Source organism: Kolteria novifilia, assembly GCA_007748055.1.
In the GTDB taxonomy this organism is placed as follows: domain Bacteria; phylum Planctomycetota; class Planctomycetia; order Kolteriales; family Kolteriaceae; genus Kolteria; species Kolteria novifilia.
The window spans coordinates 2050282-2071838 of record CP036279.1 but is presented as its reverse complement, the minus strand read 5'-3'; the positions used below and the strand labels follow the sequence as shown (position 1 = coordinate 2071838).

Annotated in this window: 16 protein-coding genes; 8 read left to right on the top strand and 8 right to left on the bottom strand. The window is 62.5% G+C overall.

From position 1 onward, the window contains the following. Nucleotides 1-2: 2 nt before the first annotated feature. From nuoK to nuoH, 3 genes are all read right to left on the bottom strand, one after another. Nucleotides 3-314: an NADH-quinone oxidoreductase subunit NuoK gene (gene nuoK, locus Pan216_RS07630; RefSeq protein ID WP_145257056.1), complete on the bottom strand. Its 312-nt coding sequence runs from the start codon at nt 312-314 to the stop codon at nt 3-5. Further along, a complete protein-coding gene (locus Pan216_RS07625; RefSeq protein WP_145257053.1) occupies nt 314-928 on the bottom strand; it encodes an NADH-quinone oxidoreductase subunit J family protein in 615 nt (204 codons plus the stop codon). Before Pan216_RS07625 ends, nuoK begins: the two co-directional genes overlap by 1 nt. 71 nt (nt 929-999) lie before the next feature. After that, a complete protein-coding gene (gene nuoH / locus Pan216_RS07620) occupies nt 1000-2091 on the bottom strand; it encodes an NADH-quinone oxidoreductase subunit NuoH (RefSeq protein WP_145257050.1) in 1092 nt (363 codons plus the stop codon). Between the two features lie 495 nt (nt 2092-2586). On the opposite strand from nuoH, the gene Pan216_RS07615 reads away from it, so the two are divergent. After that, a complete protein-coding gene (locus Pan216_RS07615; protein WP_145257047.1) occupies nt 2587-3045 on the top strand; it encodes a response regulator in 459 nt (152 codons plus the stop codon). Nucleotides 3046-3600: 555 nt separating this feature from the next. Here the strand turns inward: Pan216_RS07615 and Pan216_RS07610 are convergent. Beyond that, complete coding sequence (locus tag Pan216_RS07610; RefSeq protein WP_145257044.1) at nt 3601-4755, bottom strand: hypothetical protein; 1155 nt, start codon at nt 4753-4755, stop codon at nt 3601-3603. A gap of 195 nt (nt 4756-4950) precedes the next feature. Between Pan216_RS07610 and Pan216_RS07605 the strand changes: the two genes are divergently transcribed. The 7 genes from Pan216_RS07605 to Pan216_RS07575 all read left to right on the top strand — a co-directional run bounded on the left by Pan216_RS07605 (nt 4951) and on the right by Pan216_RS07575 (nt 14835). Next, the gene (locus Pan216_RS07605) at nt 4951-6021 is read left to right on the top strand and encodes a ThiF family adenylyltransferase (RefSeq protein ID WP_419193379.1); all 1071 of its coding nucleotides are present in this window, start codon (nt 4951-4953) and stop codon (nt 6019-6021) included. Nucleotides 6022-6285: 264 nt separating this feature from the next. Continuing rightward, nucleotides 6286-8634, top strand: a complete 2349-nt coding sequence (locus Pan216_RS07600; protein WP_145257041.1) for a PAS domain S-box protein — start codon at nt 6286-6288, stop codon at nt 8632-8634. Continuing rightward, entirely contained in the window at nt 8631-9629 is a 999-nt protein-coding gene (locus Pan216_RS07595) for an AsmA family protein (protein ID WP_145257038.1), read from the top strand. The genes Pan216_RS07600 and Pan216_RS07595 overlap by 4 nt, the downstream gene beginning before the upstream one ends. Beyond that, nucleotides 9626-10549 (top strand): UbiA-like polyprenyltransferase, encoded by a 924-nt coding sequence (locus tag Pan216_RS07590; RefSeq protein ID WP_145257035.1) that lies wholly within the window; start codon nt 9626-9628, stop codon nt 10547-10549. Before Pan216_RS07595 ends, Pan216_RS07590 begins: the two co-directional genes overlap by 4 nt. 234 nt (nt 10550-10783) lie before the next feature. Then, nucleotides 10784-11908: an aminofutalosine synthase MqnE gene (gene mqnE / locus Pan216_RS07585; RefSeq protein ID WP_145257033.1), complete on the top strand. Its 1125-nt coding sequence runs from the start codon at nt 10784-10786 to the stop codon at nt 11906-11908. Nucleotides 11909-12097: 189 nt separating this feature from the next. Continuing rightward, nucleotides 12098-13906, top strand: coding sequence for a hypothetical protein (locus tag Pan216_RS07580; RefSeq protein WP_145257030.1), 1809 nt, complete (start codon nt 12098-12100; stop codon nt 13904-13906). Nucleotides 13907-13968: 62 nt separating this feature from the next. Beyond that, the gene (locus Pan216_RS07575; RefSeq protein WP_145257027.1) at nt 13969-14835 is read left to right on the top strand and encodes a fumarylacetoacetate hydrolase family protein; all 867 of its coding nucleotides are present in this window, start codon (nt 13969-13971) and stop codon (nt 14833-14835) included. A gap of 195 nt (nt 14836-15030) precedes the next feature. Here the strand turns inward: Pan216_RS07575 and mqo are convergent, their stop codons facing one another. The 4 genes from mqo to Pan216_RS07555 all read right to left on the bottom strand — a co-directional run bounded on the left by mqo (nt 15031) and on the right by Pan216_RS07555 (nt 21546). Continuing rightward, nucleotides 15031-16530, bottom strand: coding sequence for a malate dehydrogenase (quinone) (gene mqo / locus Pan216_RS07570; protein WP_145257024.1), 1500 nt, complete (start codon nt 16528-16530; stop codon nt 15031-15033). A 257-nt stretch (nt 16531-16787) separates the two neighbouring features. Beyond that, nucleotides 16788-17561 (bottom strand): tetratricopeptide repeat protein, encoded by a 774-nt coding sequence (locus Pan216_RS07565; protein ID WP_145257021.1) that lies wholly within the window; start codon nt 17559-17561, stop codon nt 16788-16790. Next, a complete protein-coding gene (locus tag Pan216_RS07560; RefSeq protein WP_145257018.1) occupies nt 17558-19495 on the bottom strand; it encodes a BatD family protein in 1938 nt (645 codons plus the stop codon). Before Pan216_RS07560 ends, Pan216_RS07565 begins: the two co-directional genes overlap by 4 nt. A gap of 5 nt (nt 19496-19500) precedes the next feature. Beyond that, entirely contained in the window at nt 19501-21546 is a 2046-nt protein-coding gene (locus Pan216_RS07555; protein ID WP_145257016.1) for a hypothetical protein, read from the bottom strand. Nucleotides 21547-21557 lie beyond the last annotated feature (11 nt).

Genomic DNA, 21557 nt, shown 5'->3' with positions numbered 1-21557 from the left:
GCTTATCCCTTTAGATTGCTGGCGCGGTCGACGTCGATCGTTTCGAAGTTGTTGTAGAAATTCATCGCGATTGCCAAAGCGATGGCGGCTTCTCCCGCTGCCAACACGATGACAAAGAGGGAAACGAGCTGACCGTCGAGCCCGAGTTTCCCGTACCGGCTAAACGCGACGAAGTTGATGTTCGAGGCGGTCAGGATCAATTCGACCCCCATCAACACCCCGATCGCGTTGCGCTTGGTCACCATGCAAAGCAACCCGGTGGTGAAGAGGACGGCCCCGACGAGCAAGTAGATCTGTAGCGAAGGAATCAGCATCAGGCAGTCTCCCTCTTGGGCCGCTGCTTGGCGCGAGCGAGATAGGCCGCTCCGACCAGCACGAGCACGAGATGGACCGAGATGACCTCGAAGGGAAGCAGGTAGCCGACGCCGACATGCTTCGGCGGATCGACGAGGACGTCCTCCTTCTCCGCGGGATGCGCCGGCGTCGGGTTCTCCTCGGGGAAGCCGAGAAACGCCATCCCGATGCGGTTGGTCGAGGCGCGGGTCGGGCCCGAGTCCTCGAACATCGCGGGATTGAACCAAGTCGGCTGCGCGATCCCGAAGGTCACGATCGCCAGGAGCGAGAAACCGACCAGGACACTCATCGCCCAGTCGCCGCTGCTGGCCCTCAAGTTGACGAAAGGCCCGGTCGCGGTCAGCATGACGCCGAAGATCACCAGGACTAGCGTTCCGCCAACGTAAATAAGCAGCTGCGTCGCTCCGACAAAGTCGGCTCCGAGAAAGAAAAAGAGGCCCGCGGCTCCCGCCAGCGACAGGAGCAACCAACACGCCGCGCGCACGATGTGCTGCGTGATGACGACCATCACCGCCGGGACCGCCGTCAGCAGCACCAAGCAGGTAAAGAGCACGTTGCTTACGAGTAGGCTCATATCACTCTCCGTCGGACTGGCGTCAGCTCATCCGACATCTTGACCCCGGATGGACATCCGCCGATCCGACTTCACGGTTGTCCGCCATCGAGCGGGTAGCCGCCCGGATTGAACACTTCCGGCCCCATCCAGCCGACGAGACCATTGGGAAAGATCACCTGCCAAATGGCCTGCAGCAGCAGCAGCCCACAGCTCATCGGAAGGAGATACTTCAGGCAAGTCGTCATGACCTGGTCGATGCGGAGTCGAGGCAAGGTCCAGCGGAGCCACATCATCACGAAGACCATGAGGCTCGACTTGATCAGGAAATTGAGCAGGCCGAAGAACTTGCCGATCCAGACGTCGCCGAAGTCGATGCCGTACCAAATGGGAATCGGGCCGTTCCAGCCGCCGAGGAAGAGAATCACGAAGATTCCGCTGACGGCGAACATGCTGGCGTATTCGGCAAGAAAGAAGAACGACCAACGCATGCCGCTATATTCGGTGAGGAAACCGGCGACGAGTTCGCTTTCGGCCTCGGCGAGGTCGAAGGGAGCCCGCTTGCAACTGGCGGTCGCGCAGGTGAAGTAGACGAAGCTGGTGACGAAGAGAATCGGACTTTGGAAGAGATACCAGTTCCAAAACATGCCCGCTTGCTGATTGGCGATGGTGTTCAGGTTCAGCGTGCCGGCGACCATGATCGGGATGACGACGCAGATCGCCATCGGGATCTCGTAGCTGACGACTTGAGCCGCTTCCCGCATGCCGCCCAGCAGCGACCATTTGCTGCCCGAGGAATAGCCGGCCATGATGACGCCGAAGACTTCGACCGACATGACCGCGAGCATGAAGAAGACCGCGATGTTGAGATTGACCGCGACCCATCCGTTGGAGAACGGCAGTGCCAGAAAGGCGACAAAGGAGCCGAGCATCACGACGTAGGGTGCGAGCCGGAAAAGGATCTGGTCCGCCGAGTCGGGGACGAGGTCTTCCTTTTGGATCAGTTTGGCGCCGTCGGCGAGCGACTGAAGCCAGCCGAAGCGTCCGCCGACGCGGGTCGGGCCGAGCCGGTCCTGAATGCGGCCGGAGACCTTCCGCTCCATCCAAATATAGACCATCGCGGCGACGCCGACGAAGGTGGCCAGCAAGACAGCGGCGATCAGCACCCAGATCGCGTCAATCATCCGTCAGGCACCCAACAACTAGTGGAGGCATCAAGCGGAGCGGTCTTCGGCGACAACTCCCACTCACTTCGGTTCTCTAGTTTGTGAAATCTTGCACGAAGTCACAGGGCATTTCAACAATTGGCACGAGAATCCCCAAAATGCCCCTGAATTCACTCGCCTGTGTATGGAACCGATGAGTCGGTGGCTTGTCATTTTTTCTCGCCTGAGCCTCCGTGGCGCGAACTCCTTCACCAATAAGAGTTCATGACCGACGGTCGTCACCGTCGCGCCGCCGCCACTCGCGACGCCGTTGAATGATCCGACCATGAATCCTCCTTCACGTCCGCGTCACCAAGTCTCCAGCACGCCGGTTTCGCTCCCCCCTTAACGCGGGCACCCGATTGATCTATACTCCCCTTCCGGATAATGACCGTTGCGCATCGGGGGTCGAGGTCGCGGAGGAAGCGGCCGGGCGAGCGATGATGGAATCGGCATCCGCCGTGGAGATGAACGATGGGCGAAGGGACGGTCCGCAAAATCTTGGTCGCCGACGACAACATGCAAAACCTCGAGTTGATCGAGGCCTACCTCGCCGAAGTCGACGGTGAGGTCGTCACCGCCATCGACGGCGACGAGACCCTCGTCAAGGCGCGCGAACTCGTGCCCGACTTGATTCTGCTCGATGTCATGATGCCAAAAGTCAGCGGCTTCGAGGTCTGCAAGCAGCTTAAGGCGGACGAGAAGACCAAGGACATCCCCATCCTGATGGTGACCTCCTTGCACGAATCGGCCGACATCGAGCGGGGCGTCGAGGCGGGTACCGACGACTTCCTCTCCAAGCCGATCCACAAACAGATCCTGCTCAAGCGCGTCGAGTCGCTTCTCCGCGTTCGGCACCTCCAAAATCAGTTGGAACGCACCCTCGCCTACCTTCAGGAGGTCGAGGACACCGGACGTTCGGAAGAGAACTGACCTGGGTCTCCGTGTGTCGAGGCCTTCGCCGCATGCTCACGGAGCGTGGGCATGGCGCCCGGCGCGTCGTAAAGGTCAGTCTGCGTCGACAAGGCCGGCGCTCGCGTTCCCCTCTCCCTGTGGGAAAGGGATTAGGGGTGAGGAGGGCCTTCTTGTTGACCATTCGCCTTGTCCTCGGGGCCTCTCGTCCCCTCACCCGGCTCGCTTCGCTCACCGACCATTCCCCGAGGGAGAGGTGATGACTACCTGACAATTGGCCATCCTCCCCATCACGGAACGCAGCGGCGGAACACGCCAACCGAACCTAGCGTTTGGTCAGCCCCCAACGTTCGGGTGGCACTGGCCGCTGGTCAGCCAGTGAGAAGTGATCGTGCGTTCACAACCCGAGATTTAGCAACCCGTTGATCTATTCCGCTGCCGGCAGCGAACGGCTCTTCTGACCAATCTCGGCGTTGAAAAACCTCGATGAATCCACGGATTCGCCTGCGTTTTTCCTCCTTGATCTTGGCCAACATGGCTCGTTCTCGCCTTGGCCCGCATAAGTCAACGGACCGCCTAGTCCTCTTCCAGCCAACGGCGAATCGCTGAGAGATCCTCCGACCACTTCGAGCTGAGCCGACGCCGGACGTAGGAGTCGAAGAGCAAGTCGAGCGTTTCGGTGAGATGCCGTAGCTGATCGACCCGCTCTTCCCGTTCCGCCCGCGCCGAGTCGGTTTCGAGCTTCGGTAGCGACGCGCTGCCGACTGCCAGCGACTCCGCGGTGAGGACGAGCTCGTAGGCTTCGTCGTGCCGGGAGATCATCATCCCCGTCTTGCGGGGCCATTTTCCGCCGAGCACCGCCCGTTTCGCCTCCGGCAGACGCGTCGGCGCATCGCTGGAGATCGTCTCACGCCCGGTTTCGTTGAGTGGGCACTCGAGGCTGAGCGTCTTGTTCAAGACGCACGTCACGCTGGTGTCGTCGCTGAGCTTGATGGTGTCCGAACGGCACTCGGTCACCCACCAGAGCCAAAGGAGAAACTCGTTTCCGAGGAAATCGCGCGACCCGAAGGGACCGTCGAGCCAAGCGACGGAAATCTTTCGCTTCGGACCGACGAACGTCGCCGGCTCGAGATCCTCGAGCGAACGCTGTCGTCCCTCCTCGGCGGACCGCCCAAGCGCGAGCGTCCCCGCGGTGATCCGTTCGAGCGTTCGATCAAACGCCTCCTTAAAGAGCGACAGGAACCGCTCCATCGCGGTGAGACTCGAGGCGCCGAAGTAGACGACCTCCTGCTTGAGATCCCAAAGGGCGGAAAACTGCTGCATCTTGCGGAAACGCCCATCCTTGCCCATCGCGTCGAGACGTTCGAGGGCCGTCTCCTTGGCTTGCGATCGTTGCCGACGACTCGCGAAGCCGCTCGGATTCTGGGCGGCGAGAGCATCGATCTCGAGTTGCGTGTAGGCCTTGACGAGATCGGCGGGCGGCTTGTTGGTATCGACCCGCATCCCGAACGAGAGGGTGTCGTTGGCGATGTTCTTCTCGAGCCCGAAATCGAGATCGAGCACGTGGCCACCCGCGGTGAACCCCATCTCGACGCCGTCGGCCCCGATCGCCCCTCCCTTGCCGATCGCATATTGATCGAGGATGTCGACATGCTGCTGGTCGAATTGTTGAAGCGAGCGTCCCGAGACCCGAAAGCGCTCGTAGCTGACCCGTCCCGAAAGAAACCCCATGCGTCCCGCCTAACTGACTATTCTTGCCCAAGTAAGGGAAATCGACGTCGAGGCTCGCGAGAGCTCCGGCCGAATCCCCTCCTCACCAGGGCAATCACCCTTTTCCGGTCGATGCTTGGTCAGCCAGAATAGGACGCCACGGCAACTCCGGCTAGTCACGCGCACGAAAGGACCTAGGGATAAGTTGTTGATCACATGGCGGATGGGAAGGAACTGACCGAAGGCATGACCGACTCCAACGTCCCCGATCGCTACAGTCGCCAAACCCGCTTCGCTCCCCTTGGCCAGGAGGGGCAGCGCAAGCTCTTGGCCAGTCGCGTCCTCATTTGCGGCCTCGGAGCCCTTGGGACGGTGATCGCCAACGGCTTGGCCCGCGCCGGGGTCGGTTTCCTGCGAGTCATCGACCGCGACTTCCTGGAACTCAACAACTTGCAGCGACAGGTCCTCTACGACGAGGGCGACATCGCCTCGGGGCTCCCCAAGGCAGAAGCCGCCGCGCGCAAGCTTCGCCAGATCAACTCCGAAATCACCATCGAATCGGCCGTCACCGACCTCGAAGCGGCCAACATTGCCACGCTCGCCGAGGACGTCGATCTGATCGTCGACGGGACCGATAACTTCGAGACTCGCTACCTGATCAACGATTTCGCCGTCAAACGGGGAAGCCCCTGGGTCTACGGCGGCGCCGTCGGCAGCGAGGGGCATGTGATGGTGATCCGACCCGCGGTGACGGCGTGCCTGCGCTGCCTTATTCCGACTCCGCCGGCCCCCGGCACCGGGCCGACCTGCGAATCGGCGGGAATCCTCGGCCCCGCCAGCGCGATCGTCGCGAACTTCCAAGTCGCCGAGGCCATCAAACTTCTCAGCGGCAACGAGAAAGCGCTCGCCGAGGGGCTGTTGGTCCTCGACCTCTGGAGCAATCGTATTCGCCGGATCAACACCGCGTCGCTCCGAGAACAGAGCGATTGTCCCTGTTGCGTTCACCGGCGGTTCGACTGGCTGGAAACCGAGTCGGGTTCGCACACGACGAGTCTCTGTGGACGCAACGCGGTGCAAATCTGCCCGAAGGAGAAGGTGGCGATTCCGTGGGACGAGATGGCAGCCCGCTGGCGCGAACTTGGTAAGGTCGACGTGAACCGCTTTCTTCTCCGGCTAAAAGTCGACGACGTTCAAGTCACCCTTTTTCCCGACGGCCGGGCGATCATCAAGGGAACCGACGACATCGGCCAAGCTCGCTCGCTCTACGCCCGCTACGTCGGATCGTGAATTCGCCAACGCGATCGATTCTCGCCGATGTTCGCGGAAGAACCATTTTCCGCGCCGTCGAGACCTGTGGGCAGGTTACCGTAGGCATAAGCTGGTCCAAGGAGACACCACGCGATCGGCGCGAGCACGTTCGGCGTCTTCGGTGATTTTCCGCGAGGGAGGAACGATCCCGCGAGGCGGCGCACCGTTTCGCGCCGAGGTCGGCTCCGCGGTTCGGTCCATGGTTCGACGTAAGTTTCGACTCTAGATTGCCCACGATACGCGATGAAAACTCTGATCGTCGAAGACGACCCCCACGCGTTGCGACTCATTGAAAAGGTCGCGAAGCGGGAAGGTCTGGAGGTCACCTCCTTTCTTGACGGCGAGGCGGCTTGGGAAGCGTGTCTCGCGCAGAACTTCCGGCTCGCGATTCTCGACGTCATGCTTCCGGGCATGGACGGTCTGGAACTCTGCCGGCGCCTTCGCACCCTCGAGATGGGTCAGCAATGCATCGTGCTCGTCGCCACCGCGCGCGACCAGCCGGGCGACCTCGACGCGATTCTGAGCGCCGGAGCCGACGACTATCTCCCCAAACCGTTCGCTCCCAAGGATCTGGCCGTCCGACTGGAGATCTGCAAGCGCCGCGCCTTGGACAACGCGGAGCGTGACGCCGCCAACGAGGCCCTTCGCGATCAGGAGGCCTGGTCACGCTCGATCATGGCCTCCTCGGTCGACCCGATCGTCACCACCGACGGCAAGGGCGCCATCCTCTCGGCGAGCGATTCGACCTTTCCCGTCTTCGGCTGGCAACCGTACGAGTTGGTCGGTCGCAACATCGAAGTCCTGATGACCCAACCCTTCGCGAGCCGACATCTGGGAGCGATCGCCGACAGCGACACCCACCGAGGCAGCAGCGTCGTGGGACGTCCCTGGGCATTCGACGCCGTGCGCAAGGATGGCGGAACGTTTCCCTGCGAAATCACGATCTGGCAAATCGACGACAACAGTGCCCGCCCTGTCTTCACCGCGATCCTACGGGACATCACCGAGCGCATCGAATCCGAAAGCGCACTCAAAAATAGCGAGCGTCTCTTCCGGTCGCTGATCGAGAACTCCTCCGAGGTGATCTGCATCGCCGACGCTTCGGGACGTATTCTCTACGTCAGCCTTTCGGTGGAGCGCATTCTCGGCTACGCTCCCGAGCAGCTCTTCGGACGCGTCTTTTTCGACATGCTCCACCCGACCGACGTCGCGCGGGCTCGATCGAACTACCGCTCCATTCTCGAGGAAGGGGGAACCTCCGGTTGGCTCGAACTACGCATTCGACACGCCGACGACTCCTGGCGCGTCCTGGAGATGATCGCCAAAAACCAACTCGAGGACCCGATCGTCAGTGGCATCGTGATCAACACCCGCGACGTGACCGATCGCAAGCAGCTCGAGGACCAACTCAATCACTCGCGCAAGATGGAAGCGGTCGGGCAACTCGCCGGCGGCATCGCCCACGACTTCAACAACCTGCTCGTCGGCATCAACGGCAACACCTCGCTCGCTCTCGAGGAGGAAACCTCCGACACGACCAAGGCGCTTCTCAGCGACATCCTGCGCGCGGGACAACGGGCCGCGGAACTCGTTCGCCAACTGCTGGCCTTCGGTCGCAAGGCGCCGCTCGATGTCGAACCGATCCACTTCGCCCCGCTGGCGCAAGAGGTCGTCGCCTTCGCCGAGGAACGCATCGACTCGAGAATCCAAGTCGTCGTCAGTATCCCTAGCGACCTCGATCCGATCATGGCCGACTCCGGCCAGATCCACCAAGTTCTCCTCAACCTGCTCATCAACGCCCGCGACGCGCTCCTGATCGAACGCCCGGAACTGCGCGAGCGCCACAAGTGCATCTTCGTCCAGGCACGCCAACAGAAAATCGACCGCGCCTACTGCGAGCGCCAAGTCGAGGCCACGCCCGGCGACTACCTGGAAGTCTCGGTCACCGACAACGGCATCGGCCTTCGCGACGAGATTCTCGCCCACATCTTCGAGCCCTTCTTCACGACCAAGGGGGTCGGCCGGGGGACCGGTCTCGGGCTTGCGACGGCCCATGGCATCATCAAGCAACATCGCGGCTGGTTCGAAGTCAATTCAACCTACGGCAGCGGGACGACCTTCACCTTCTTCCTGCCGATCACCGATCAACCCGTCCTCGACCATTCCGATGAGTTCGACGAACCCTCCGTCTCCTCCGACGGCGACGAATTGATCCTCGTCGCCGACGACGCCCAAGTCGTGCGCGACTTGATCGACCGACTCCTCACCAAACACGGCTATCGCGTGATCATCGCCAGCGACGGTCAAGAGGCCGTGAACCTGGCGAAGGAGAGCCTCCGGCCCATCGATCTTCTCATCGTCGACTTGTCGATCCCTTCGCTTCCCGCCGAGGAGACCGTACGCCAGATTCGCGAGACCTCTCCCTCGGTCCGAGTCATCGTCTCGACAGGGTTCAATGAAGAGTCCGCCGACGATCTCATCGACTCGCTCGCCCCTTGCACCTGCGTCACCAAGCCGTACGATGTCGCCGCACTGCTGCGAACGATCCGCGACCTGTTGGATCAGCCATCTCCACTGGAGGACGCGCGATGAAACACGTCATCGGCGCCATCGCCGCCATCGTGATCATTCTCTTTCTGGGCTACCTCTTCGGCGGGCAGATCGCCAATCGGGTCGGCCGGATGAGCGTCGAATCGGCCGCGACCAAGGCGCTCGGCGTTCCCACGACCGTCGAGCACGCCAGCATCGGCCTCTTCACCGGGCGAATCGTCTTCGACGGAGTGGTGATCGCGAACCCGGAAGGCTATAAGACAGCCCCCTACTTCGCCCGCATCGAACGCATGGAAGTGACGTTTCGTCCCTCCTCCTTCTTTGGATCGACCTTCGAGATCGATGATCTCTTAATGGACGACGTCACCATCTACTGGGTCCGAGGATTCGCCACCGGCAACCTGGGAACCATCGTCGACTATGTCGAACGGGAAGGGAAAGCCAACCCCGAGGACGAACAGCGACCCGTCCGCGTCGAAACGGCCCGCATCGAGAACGTCGTCTGCCATCTCCAGCTCAATCCGATCTCGCCGGAGGACACCGTCGCGAGTGTGACGATTCCCGAGATCAACGTCGAAGGACTGACTCGCGACAACGCGCTGGGCATGCTGACCGAGGACGTCGCGCGGCAGTTGCTCACCGCGGTCGTCGCCCGTGTCGCCGAGGAAGCTCCCGCCGAGATTCCCGACCAGTTGAAGGTCGCGCTGCACCGGGGGCTCGACGGTTTGGTCAAGACCGTCGGGACCGACGTCGTCGGCAAGCTGAAGAAGGGAACCGCCAGCGTCGACGGCATCCTGGGCCGTTTCGAGGGAGCCGTCAACAAGCTGCTCCCTCCTCCCCCTGGCGGAGAGACACCGACCGACCCGTCGCTGCCGAACATCGCGAAGCAGTTTTTCAGCAAGAGCTCCTCCCAAGGGGAAGCCGACAAGGCCCCCACCGCCCCCAATCGACGTCGTGCCCCCACTCGACGCGACGTCGAGCGGAAGAAGGCGCGGCTTCCCTTCCCGCCTGGACTACCTGGAATCCCGAAGCAATGATCGAACCCTTGTCCCACGTCGAAGCGCCCAAGAGCCTCTGGGCTCGACTGAGCACCATCCTGGAGATGATCAAGTTCAGTCACACGATCTTCGCCCTGCCCTTCGCCCTGCTGGCGGCGGCGATCGCGAGCCATCGCGAGGGGGGCTGGCGCGTGCTCGATTTGGTCGCGATCCTGCTTTGCATGGTCCTCGCCCGCAGCGCCGCGATGGCGTTCAATCGTTGGGCCGACCAGCGTTTCGATCGGGAGAATCCTCGGACCGCCACGCGCGCAATTCCCGCCGGCTTGCTCTCCTCTCGCGACGTCTTGAAGTTCGTCGTCTTGTGCAGTCTCGGCTTCGTCGCCGCCACGACGATCTTCATCGCCTCCTCGGGCAACATCTGGCCCTTGGTGCTTAGCGTTCCGGTGCTGCTCTTCCTGCTCGCGTACTCGTACATGAAACGCTTCACGTCGCTGGCGCACGTTTGGCTCGGCACGGCGCTGGCTCTTTCCCCCGTCGCCGCCTGGATCGCGATTCGAGGCACGATCGAATGGCCTCCCGTACTACTTGGAGTGGCGATTGCCTGCTGGGTGACCGGCTTCGACATCATCTATGCCTGCCAGGACATCGACGTCGACCGGCAACAAGGTCTTCACAGCATCCCGTCGAAGCTCGGGTTCCAGGGCGCGATGAACGTCGCCAGGGTCGTCCACGTGGTGATGGTCGTCGCCCTGGTCGGGTTCGGCGTGCTCACACCCGAACTCGGCATTTTCTTCTGGATTGGCTTGGGGATCGTGGCCATTCTTCTCGCGGTGGAGCACTGGCTCGTTCGGGGTCGGGACCTTCTCAAGATCAACCTGGCGTTCCTGCAGGTCAACGGAACCATCAGCACGCTCTTGTTGCTGGTCACCCTCGCCGACCTCTACCTTCCCGCGGTGTAGAACGCGTTGGCGGCGACCAGGAACGAAGCCACGACCGTTGGAAGATCGTCACCCTGGCCACGGGGGCGATTGGCCCGGCTCGGTCGGTGGGCTCGCGATTTGGCGGGATCGCCGCAACCCCCTAGAATTCGAAGGGGCGGGTGTGGATACCAGCGATCTCAAACGAACGACATCACGAAGACCGAAAGGGTGGAGTCTCCACGACGACGACTCCACGGCACGGGTTGAGGACTCATGACGACACCTTCACTCAGCGCGATCAGAGAGAAAGTCGACGCCGGGGAGCGGCTGAGCCGAGAGGATGGTGAATTCCTCTACGAGCAGGAAGACTTCTTCGCCCTCGGCGAGCTCGCGAACATCGTCCGCGAACGGCTGAACTCCAACTACACCTACTACAACATCAACACCCACCTCAACCCGACAAACGTTTGCGTCTATCGCTGCCGATTCTGTGCTTTTCGTTCCGATCTGAAGGACGAGAAGGCCTACTTGATGAGCGACGAGGAGATCCTCGAACGGGCCGGCTCGGCCTGGAATCGCGGGGCGACGGAACTGCACATCGTCGGTGGTCTGCACCACAAGAAAGAATTCGACTGGTACAAGAGGGTCCTCGCGATCATTCACGAGGCCTACCCAGATCTCCATCTCAAGGCCTACACCGCGGTTGAGATCGACTGGTTTCGGCGTATCACCGGACTCTCGACTCGCGAGGTGCTCCTCGAACTGAAGGAGGTCGGGCTCGGAAGTCTTCCCGGAGGCGGCGCCGAGATCTTCCACCCCGACGTTCGCGACGACATCTGCGAACACAAAGCCGACGCCGACGGCTGGCTCGACATTCACCGCGAAGCCCACGAGATCGGCATTCGCAGCAACGCGACGATGCTCTACGGCCACATCGAGAACGTCCACCATCGCGTCGACCATCTCATCCGGCTGCGGGAGCTTCAGGATCAGACTGGGGGCTTCCAGACCTTCATCCCGCTCGCGTTCCATCCCGAGAACACCGGACTGTCGGACATTCGCAAGCCGAGCGCGATCGCCGACCTCAAGACGATGGCCGTCAGCCGCTTGATGCTCGACAACTTCCCCCACATCAAGGCCTACTGGATCATGCTGGGGATCGGCACCGCCCAGTTGGCCCAGTGGTTCGGGGCCGACGATCTCGACGGAACGGTCGTTCACGAGTTGATCTATCACGACGCCGGCGCGACGACGCCCGAGGCCCTGACGGTGACGCAACTTCGCCGCCTGATCGAGGAAACGAATCGGGTTCCGGTCGAGCGCGATACTCTTTATCATCACATCCATCGCGACGATTCGGGATGGCGACAGGGCGAAGCCATTGCCGTCCTCGCGTAGGTCCGCGCGGCGGGGTGATTTCTCTCATCCCACGACGTCGCTTGGATAGAATACCCCGGATGATCCGACGGGGACGGGGAGAACGGAAGCCCGCCCACGTCGGTCAACGCGAGGTTCAGAGAGACGCATCGCGAGTGGAACGTCTCCTCCTCATCGATCGCTTCCCCCTCAGCGCTGAGAAGGTATCGCATGGCCGTCAAGTGCCCGAAGTGCGAACATCCGCTTCAACGAGATGCGGAAGGAAATCTCCCCAGTCGATGCCCGGCTTGTGGGGTTGCCTTCAAGAAGAAGCGTCGCACCTCCAGCGGCGCCTCGGCCGAAGCGGCCAAACCGAGCTCGACGCCGACCGGCGACAAGGCCGCAAAAGCCGCGGCGCCCTCCAAGCGGCGCTCCGCCGAAGAGCGGACCGCGAAGCCCAAGCGGCCGGCGAAAGCGCGCCCCTCCAAGAAGAGCCCCGCCTCCAGTAGCGACGATCCCTTCGGCACCAATGAGAGCAGTTCGTCCAGTCCCTTCGGGGGAGACTCGGACAATCCGTTCGGCGACTCGGGATCGGCAGCCCCCCCGGCCGCGAGCGATCCGTTCGGCGGTGACGACGGCGGGTTCGCCGGGGGCGGTGACGACGGAGCCGGCGATGCCCTCTTCGGCGATTCCCCAGGCGGAGCCACCAGCCATGAGATTCGGCGTCCGAAGAAAAGCGGCGACGGCATGCTCTACACCATCGCCGGCATCGTCGCGTTGCTCGCCGTCGGCGGGGGGGCCTTCTTCTTCCGCGATCAGATCCTCAGCTCCACCGGCTGGGGCGGCGACAACCGCATCATCAACCAGTTCGGCAACTACGCCTACGTGCCGCTCGAGGAGCCGTGGGATCTCCAAAGTCTCCAGCAACTCAAGTCACGCCCCGAAGTCGCTAATCGCGACGAGATCGCGAAATCCGATATCGCCTACCACCATCCCGAACAGGATGCCTGGTTCGTCATCCAATCGACTGAACTACGCGGGAGCACTCCCTCGGCCGTGGAAGTCGCCGATCGCACGCTCGACGAGTGGAGGAAGCAGCTCAGCGACTTCGAACTCCTTGGCAGCACCAAGACGAGCTTCAAGGGCAAGCCCGCCTTTCGCATCGAAGCCCAAGGCGCGGTCGCCGGTAATCCCGAACGGCGCCAAGCGATCGTCTTCTACCATCAGGGGATTCGCTATCGCCTGGCCCTCTTCGCTCCGACCGAGAAGTTTCCCTCCATCGAGTCCGAGATGGATGGCCTCCTGGACCAATTCGCCCTATTGGGCGACCGCAAGGGCTGGGAAAACTCCGTCGTCGCCGACAACAAGGTCGAAATCTTCCACGGTCACGAGTACCCGTACGAGCTCACCGCGCGCGGCGGCTGGGAGGAGAACCCCGAGATCCCGGTCGGAAGTAAGATCTCCGACCTGAAGTTGATCTCCTCCGATCGCGAAGGCTACTTCGTCGTCACCACTCGCAAGGCGCGTCCAGTCGAGGAGCTCAAGCAGCGCTACCTTCGGCGACTCGAGCGAATCTACGGCAAGGCCGAGCCTCAGGAACCGGTCGAAGGCGAAGAGGTTGAGATCAACGGCCTGAAAGCTCATCGCTTCAAAATCGCCACCCGCAGCGACGCCGGCGGCGACCAGTTCTTCCTCGTCAACTTCATCACGGGCGGCGAGTTCGACGGCAAGGAGCTGATCTATCTCGTCGAGGGGATGTGTTCCGCCGATCAAGCCGGGGACTACGAACACATCTTCGCCGAGATCGCCGATTCCTTCAAACTCCTCGACGAGGTTCGAGGCGAGAAGTCCGAAGCGACCATCGCCGCGGAAGCCGCGATGAAGGGAAAAGAGGTCGCGGCGGCCGATCCCGCGACGTCCGCTGGCGGCAATCAGCCGGCGATGGCTCCGGTCAACCGAAGCCCGATCGCCACCGGACCGCCCCCGGCGAACGTTCCCCTGCCGTCGAAGGATCTGCCCTCTCTCGACGACCTCGAATAGCCCCCCCGCGAACCATTCCACCAATCGCTCGATGAGCACGACCTAGCAGCGACGGAGAACCGATGCGACTCGTCACTTTTCAAACTCAGGACAATCCCAATTCGCGTCCCGGACTATTGCGGGGCGAAGAGATCGTCGACCTGACGCTCGCGGATAGCTCCCTTCCCGGGACACTGCGCGGAATCCTCGCTCAGGGAAACGACGCGATGCGCCAAGTTGAGCAGTGCGCCGACAGCGATCAGCGCGTCGCTTTGGCCGAGGCGACCCTGCTGGCGCCGATTCCCGATCCGCAAAAGGTGATCTGCATCGGCTTGAACTACCGCGACCACGCCGAGGAGACCGGCGCCCCGATTCCGAAGGAACCGGTCGTCTTCTCAAAATTCCCCACGGCGGTCACCGGCCCGGGCGCCCCGATCGAGCTTCCCCAAGTCAGCGACAGCGTTGACTACGAAGCCGAACTGGTCATCGTCATCGGACTCGAGGGGCGCGATATCTCGAAAGAGAACGCCGCCGACTACGTGGCGGGCTACATGGTTGGCCACGACGTCAGCGCCCGCGATTGGCAAACGGGAAAGGATGCTCGTCAGTGGCTGCTCGGCAAGAGCTTCGACAGCTTCGCGCCGACCGGCCCCTACCTGGCAACCAGCGACGAGATCGCCGATCCCCACGCCCTGGCGATCGAGATGCGCCTCAACGGCACGACCATGCAGAAGTCGACCACCGAGCAGATGATCTTTCGGACCGACGAGCTGATCGCCTACGTCTCGCAGGTCTTCACGCTCGTCCCCGGCGACATTATCTTCACCGGAACGCCTCCGGGGGTCGGGATGGCCCGCAAGCCCCCCGTTTTCCTGAAGCCGGGCGATCAATGCGAGGTCGAGATCGAAGGACTCGGCGTCCTCAGCAACCCTTGCACCGCCCGCGGGTAAGTCTTCGGACGGACCTTGGGTGCCCATGCTCACGCTTGTCGTGGGCATGCAGGATTGACTCACGCTTGTCGTGGGCATGCACAAACGACGGTGTGTTCGTCGCCGTGCGCGCGAAGTAACGCGGAGCGAAGGATTGAATCGACGGCAGACTTGGCACGCAAAAGCCCAAGGTCCGCCACGACGTTCGATCACTGCTCAGGCCAACTGAAGGGCATCCTCGGACGCGCGACTCACCTCGCGATAGCGATCGGCGGCGGCGGAGTCGATCATGTCCTCGCCGTAGGTCGGAATCATCTCCTTCATCCGGGACTTGCCCTCGTTGGTCTCGAGCAACTGGGGCAAGCAGTTCTTGATCAGATCGGTCATCACCGCCACCGAGACCGACGCCCCCGGCGAAGCCCCAAGCAGCGCGGCGATCGTCTTGTCCTTGTCGCCGACGACCTCGGTCCCGTAGTGAACGATGCCGGCCTCGCCGTCCTCCTTCTTGACCGCCTGGACGCGAATCCCCGCATCCTTGAGTCGCCAGTCCTCGTGATTGGCTTCTGGGTAGAAGGTCCGCAACAGCTTCAGCCGGGACGCCATGCTCTGTGTCCCCTGCTGGACGAGGTACTTCACCAGCGGGAGGTTGTGGAAGCCGACCTTGAGCATTGGCGCGATGTTGTCCAGTCGCATGGAGAAAGGCAGATCGGTCATGCTCCCCCCCTTGTGGAGGAACTTCGTGGTCCACGCCGCGAAGGGCCCGAAAAGGACCGATTTCTTACCGTCGATGATCCGCCGATCGAGGTGAGGCACCGCCATCGTCGGAGCCTCGTCTTGGGCTTGACCGTAGACCTTCGCGTGATGCCGCTCGACGATGTCGGGATTGTCGCACACCAGCCACTGTCCGCCGACGGGGAATCCGCCATACCCCTTGCTCTCGGCGATGCCCGACTTTTGGAGAAGCTGTAGACTCCCCCCACCGGCACCGACGAAGACGAACTTGGCGCGACTCTGGAGCAGCTTTCGCCGCGCGAGATCCTTGATCGCGACGTGCCAGCCGTCGGAGGTCCGCTGAAGATCGACGACCCGATGACGGACCGCGACGCCACAGCCCTCTTGCTCCGACAGCCAATGGATCAGTTTTCGCGCGATCGCCCCGAAATTGACGTCGGTGCCCGCGTCCATCTTCGTGGCGGCGACCGGCATCGGGTCGCGGCCCTCGATCAAGAGTGGTGCCCAGCTCGCGATCTCATCTCGATCGGTGCTGAACTGCATCGTCTCGAAGAAGTGGTGCGCCTTGAGGCCTTCGTAGCGGGAGGTCAGGAAGTCGACCTGCTTCTGCCCGTGCACGAAGCTGAGATGCGGAACTTGATTGATGAACTCGGGTGGATTGGGGAGCATGCCCGTCCGCGTGCCGTACGCCCAGAACTGCTTGGAGTGGTCGAACTGTTGAAAGACGTCGATCGCTTTGCTCACGTCGACCTTGCCGTCGGCGCCCCAGTTGGGGGTATAGCTCAGTTCGCAAATTCCCGCGTGTCCGGTCCCCGCATTGTTCCAGCCATTGGAGCTTTCCTGGGCGAGTTCCTCGGTCACCTCGTAGAGCTGGATGGTCAGTTCCGGCTTGAGCCGTTTGATCATCGCCCCGAGCGTGGCGGACATGATCCCGCTGCCGATGAGCACGACATCTGGATTCTCAACGTGCGTCGATTCCTGCATGAAATCCTCGGTGTCACCCTATGGTCTCGTGGTCGATCGTCGGGGAACGCGGAGGCCGGAGTCGTCAGATTAACGTCCCGAGAGACTGGCCCCACGCTCACCCTTGTCGTCCGTTCTACCCAAACACACCGGCGGCGGCTTGGGGTGGGTGGGAAACGTCAACTTCACGCGTGAAACATGCGGCGGGACCCGGCCGCGAGAGCCGGGATGCCTCGGAGAAAAGGATGGAGATGGGGCTGGTCGCTCGGCGTTGGGACTCAGTAGACGACCGCCGAGTCGTCCTTGATCCAGCCTTCGGGACCACCGGGAAGCTTGATCATGAGCCAGTCACCGCGCCGGTCGAGAAGCACGAACTCGGTCCCCTCGTCGAGCTTGTCGGTAAAGGCTGGCGCGTAGGTCTCGGCGTTGCCCTTGCGGGCGACGACCTCATCGGCCGTCACGACGCCATGATCGCGGTAGTCGAAGCGATACCAGTCGTAGGTCGCCGAAACCGCGAGCACACACGTCACGACCAGTCCCGCCCAAGCGGTGCGGCGCACGATCACCCCGCCGATGTCAAAGAGGGAGAGCATCCCCAACGCGAACGTCGCCAAACCCAAGGTGCCCAGGAACGTGAACTTCTCGGGGTAGCTGAGCCAGTTCTGCCAGAAGACGACGTGCTCGAAGACCGACTTACGCGGCCGTTCGGAGGTCCCTCGGGCAAAGTCGAGGTTCGCCTGCAAGTACGGGTCGCGCGGCCGATAGCGTTCCGCCTCCCGGTACGAGGCGACCGCTCGACCTCGCTCGCCCGCCCGCATGAAGGCATTGCCCTGGTTGTAGAGCACCGCACCGTTGGTGATGCCCTTACTGACGTCCTGGTAGATCCCCGCCGAACGCAGATACTCCTCGGGCGTCTCGGCCTTGTCGAAGTTCTCCTGCGCCGATTGGATCTTGCGCGCGGTCTCCAGGTCGGGCCGCTGACCGCAGGCGATCGCGACGAACGCCACCACGCCGAACGCCGGGAACAACAACTTGCGCCAATGACGAATCATCCTCGGAAGACTCCTCTCGACTTCATCGCGGCGACCAGGTCCCGCAAGACTTCCTGTGACTCCTTGTCGAGCTCGCGGGCCTCGGAACTCGAACCGGCCCCGTAGCGCGACGCTTCGCAGTGATCCAGGAGCTTGTTGACGTGCTGGCCGGTCGTCCCGTTGATGCCCCACTGTTCGAGCTGATGACTTACTTCGTTGGCCGTCAGCGAGTCCTCGGAGAGCCCCGCGGCATCGGCGACCAAACCGGTCACCGCCGCTTGGATCTGATCGCTCCCATTTCTCAGGTTCCCGCCCGCGAGCTGCTTGTGAGCTTCGGCGAGCCGGCGATGCGCCCGCGTGGTCGCTCCGCGGCGTCGCTGGCTAACCGGGTCGTTGGTCGTCGACCAGCGACGGACCACCAGCACCGCCACCCCGTAGATCACCGCCAAGCTGAACAACCCGATGGCCCATCGCTCGGCCACGACTTTCTCATCGCGAATCGAGGAGAGATCGGTGACGTTCGCGAAGATGCCATCCTTACGCATCTGAATCGCGGACTCGCTGGGAGACGAACTCGGACGGGTCGACGACGACAGTAGCGGGCTCGCCATCGCATCCCCCTTCTTCACCGCGATCGCGACCGGACTGGTCGACGCGGTCACGTACTTGCCGCTCCAGGGATCGAAGTACGCGAAGGGAATCGAGGGGAACTCCGTCAGTCCCTGCTTGGTTGGCCGGAGACTATAGGTGAAGACACGCTCGCCGCTCTTTGTCTCCTCCGTCGGTTCATACACGCGGAAGTTGTCGGCAATCGCCGGGACCCGCTTGAGATCTGGCGGCAGGATCGAGTCGAGCAGCCCTCGGCCCGACAACCGCAGCGTCAACGTCATCGGATCGCCGACACGAACCTCCTTCGGGGAGACCAGCGCCGAGAGCGAAAAGCGGCCGATGCCGCCGGTGAAGTCGTTCGGGCGTCCCTCGGAGGGGACTTCGCGCACCGTGACCTCCGCGGGCTTGGCGATCGCATAGAGGTTCTCGCCTTGCAGGCTACCCCGGCGCGGGTCGACCGTCGTGGCGAAGAGCCCCTTGAGCGTCACCGGCCCGAACTTGTAGTCGCCCGGCTCCTTCGCGGTAAACTGACGCGAGAGCGAGTACTTCCAGTATCCCGTCTCCTTGCCGTCGGCGTCGGGACGCATCACCCGTTCGGTGTCGAACTGGAACGTCGTCGGCGTGTCGTCGAAGAAGAGCGACATCCGGTTCTGGGAGGTGATTCCCTCGATCTGAAAACCATCGCCGTCTTGCCGGCTGCGCGGCCCAAGCCACTTCGCGAGTTCCTTCGTCGGTTCGATCGCGTCGGGGAGCGAATCGTCACTCACCCACGGGATCGACAGCTTGCGTGGAGCGTCGACGTTGGCGGGGTTCTCGTTGCGGTAGCGCCCCGGCATGTCCTTGACGTAGATGTCCAGCGTGACGTCGAACGGGATGAGCGGATAGATCCCATCCGGATCGGCGGTCACCTCGAGGATCACGTTGTCCTGTTTCTCGGCGCCGATCACGCGAATGCTGACCGGATCGCCCTCGTAGGTCTTCCCGTCGACGGTGATGCTCGGGGCCCCCACGCCAATCACCCCCGTTTGGTGGGGCGTGAGCCGGAACTGGAAGACTCGGCCGATCTCGGAACGTTGCGAGAAGCGACCGTTGACAATCGTCGTGAAACTCTTGTTAACGTCTTGCTGGCCGGCGAACGCAACGGTGTAGGCGTCCGACGTCGGCACCACCGGCTTGGGAGCGTTCGGGACATTGCGGACCATCACCTGGTAGGTGACGGCGTCCCCCTCGTAGACTCGCTCCGGTTGGACAGTGACCTCGAGTTCCGGTTCGGCGGCAAGCAGCGGCGTCGCGCTGATGGTCAATGCCAACAAGGTCCAGGAGGCGGTCATGAGAGCCGTTCGCATCACGATCACCAATCCTTCTCCACATTGATGGTCCGTTTTCCTTGACGCTGTTCCATCAGCATGCGGAACAGGCGAGCCCGTTTCTCGTGGTCGCGTTCCCGCTGGCGAGCCTTGCGTAGCATAGCTTCAATCCGGGCCTTGGAAAGGTCGATCGGCTTGGCTTCCTTCCCGTTCTTGTCTTCCTTGCCCGAAGAGCCCGCGGCCTGCTGAGGCTGCTTTCCTTCCTTGTCCTTCTTATCGTCGCCCTGGGCTTGGTCCATTTTCTGCTCGGGCTGCTCCTGCCCCTTCTGGTCGGCGGAGTCGTTCTTCTCGTTTTCCTTCTTTTGCTCGTCCGACTTCTTCTCGTCGGCCGAGGCTTTCTGGTCATCCTGCTTCTCTTGCTCGTCCTGCTTCTTCTGTTGGTCGTCCTTGCCGTCCTTCTTCTGATCCTGGTCCTTCTTCTGCTGATCCATCTTGTCTTGGCCAGACTTGTTCTGTTGGTCCTGCTGACTCTTGTCCTGGTTCTGCTGGTCCTTGTTTTGTTGATCCTTGTTCTGCTGCTGGTCTTGTTGCTGTTGTTGATCCTGCTGTTGCTGCTGGTCGTTCTCGAGGATCTCCTTGAGCAGCGTGAGGGCCTCTTCCTGCTTCGGCTGGGCCTCGACCGCGTTCGCCTTGGCGAGAAGTTCGGCGGCTTCCGCGACGAGCGTCTTGATCTTGGGCCCGTTCTCCATCGCCTTGCGATACGCCTTCGCCTGCATCTCCTGTTGGCTCGGTTGGCCCGGCGGCGTCGCCTTGGTGGTCGGAGCGCCCGGCGCCGCTTTCTTCTCCAGTTCGTCCTTGGGCGTCACTTGAAGCTTGGACGTCTCGCCGTCGTTCGCCTTCGGAGTCGCCTCGAGCCGACGGAGATGCTCGCTCGCCCTGGCCATGAATCCATCGGTGAGCAGTGCGACATGGAACTGGTCATCGGCGACCTCTTCCCAGTCCCTTGGGCTCGACTCCTCGGCCTCGTCGCTCTTGGCCTCTTCGGCGCCGCGCGACGTCGTCAGCAACGATTCCTGTTCCTCGATCGCCTTCTTCACCAGTAGCTCGAACGGGGCCAGCGCGACGTACATCCCGTCGAGGTTTTCGACGACGTCGTCCTGAGCCTGCCGGGCCGCGGCGAGATCCTCATCTTCCAGCAACGTCACCGCTTTCTGGGAAGCGGCTCCCGTGGCGTCGACCCACTGATAGAGTTGCTGACGCGCTCGCTCGAGCTGTTCCGGGGGAACGGCGGGCGTGGCCGGTTGCGGCGGCATTCCGGGTGCCCCCGGCGTTTGCCCCGCTCCGGGAGGTGGTCCCGCAAGTGCGGCGTCGATCTTCCTCTTGAGCGGTTCGATCTCTTCGTCCATCCGGCCCTGTTCGCGGCTTTTCTCCCAGATCGTCTGCGACCGAAGCGGCGACGGCCGTTCATCCGCGAGCACTTTGGCTTGGCGACTCAGGCCACGCTGTTCCTTGCCGAGCAGGTCCAAGTAGCCCAGCAGATCGAGCGAATCGCGCTTCTCCGCCCGGTCCTTTGCGTCCCACTGCCGCGACATGCGGTGCATCCACGCCCGCAGCAGCTCGATGTTCTCGGTCGCTTCGGGATACTCGCCGGCAACGCTGATCGCGTCGCGGAAGCGTTGAACCGCCCGATCGAGCATCTCGCGAATCTGGTCGCGTTTGGCGGCATCGGCGGCGACGGGATCATCGCCCAGAATCGTGTCGGCCGACAACGTGAGGATCACGCCGAGGTTGAAGTTCGCGAGCCTGGCGACCTCGGGACGGCGCGACGTGGCCGCTTGCCTGAAGGCAGCGATCGCGCCTTTCACGTTGCCATTCTGGATCTCCTCGCAACCGCGATTGAAGACGACGCGCATGTCGTCGGTCCCGAAATCCTCGGGCGACTCGGGGATCGGCTCAAGCTCCGGCTCGAGGGTAGGCTCCAGCGCGGGCTCAAGGCGTTCGAGCGTCGCCGGATCCTCCGCCGCCGCGGCCAGAACCTGCGAAGCGGAAAGCGACGCCATCAAGATGCACGCGATTGCCGCGTTCGTCATTCTCATGCTTC

Coding starts and splice junctions, on each gene's coding strand:
- nuoH (WP_145257050.1), bottom strand. CDS start 2,091: ATGATTGACGCGATCTGGGTGCTGATCGCCGCTGTCTTGCTGGCCACC.
- Pan216_RS07595 (WP_145257038.1), top strand. CDS start 8,631: ATGAAACACGTCATCGGCGCCATCGCCGCCATCGTGATCATTCTCTTT.
- Pan216_RS07615 (WP_145257047.1), top strand. CDS start 2,587: ATGGGCGAAGGGACGGTCCGCAAAATCTTGGTCGCCGACGACAACATG.
- mqnE (WP_145257033.1), top strand. CDS start 10,784: ATGACGACACCTTCACTCAGCGCGATCAGAGAGAAAGTCGACGCCGGG.
- Pan216_RS07580 (WP_145257030.1), top strand. CDS start 12,098: ATGGCCGTCAAGTGCCCGAAGTGCGAACATCCGCTTCAACGAGATGCG.
- Pan216_RS07600 (WP_145257041.1), top strand. CDS start 6,286: ATGAAAACTCTGATCGTCGAAGACGACCCCCACGCGTTGCGACTCATT.
- Pan216_RS07565 (WP_145257021.1), bottom strand. CDS start 17,561: ATGATTCGTCATTGGCGCAAGTTGTTGTTCCCGGCGTTCGGCGTGGTG.
- Pan216_RS07605 (WP_419193379.1), top strand. CDS start 4,951: ATGGCGGATGGGAAGGAACTGACCGAAGGCATGACCGACTCCAACGTC.
- Pan216_RS07575 (WP_145257027.1), top strand. CDS start 13,969: ATGCGACTCGTCACTTTTCAAACTCAGGACAATCCCAATTCGCGTCCC.
- Pan216_RS07590 (WP_145257035.1), top strand. CDS start 9,626: ATGATCGAACCCTTGTCCCACGTCGAAGCGCCCAAGAGCCTCTGGGCT.
- Pan216_RS07555 (WP_145257016.1), bottom strand. CDS start 21,546: ATGACGAACGCGGCAATCGCGTGCATCTTGATGGCGTCGCTTTCCGCT.
- nuoK (WP_145257056.1), bottom strand. CDS start 314: ATGCTGATTCCTTCGCTACAGATCTACTTGCTCGTCGGGGCCGTCCTC.
- mqo (WP_145257024.1), bottom strand. CDS start 16,530: ATGCAGGAATCGACGCACGTTGAGAATCCAGATGTCGTGCTCATCGGC.
- Pan216_RS07610 (WP_145257044.1), bottom strand. CDS start 4,755: ATGGGGTTTCTTTCGGGACGGGTCAGCTACGAGCGCTTTCGGGTCTCG.
- Pan216_RS07560 (WP_145257018.1), bottom strand. CDS start 19,495: ATGCGAACGGCTCTCATGACCGCCTCCTGGACCTTGTTGGCATTGACC.
- Pan216_RS07625 (WP_145257053.1), bottom strand. CDS start 928: ATGAGCCTACTCGTAAGCAACGTGCTCTTTACCTGCTTGGTGCTGCTG.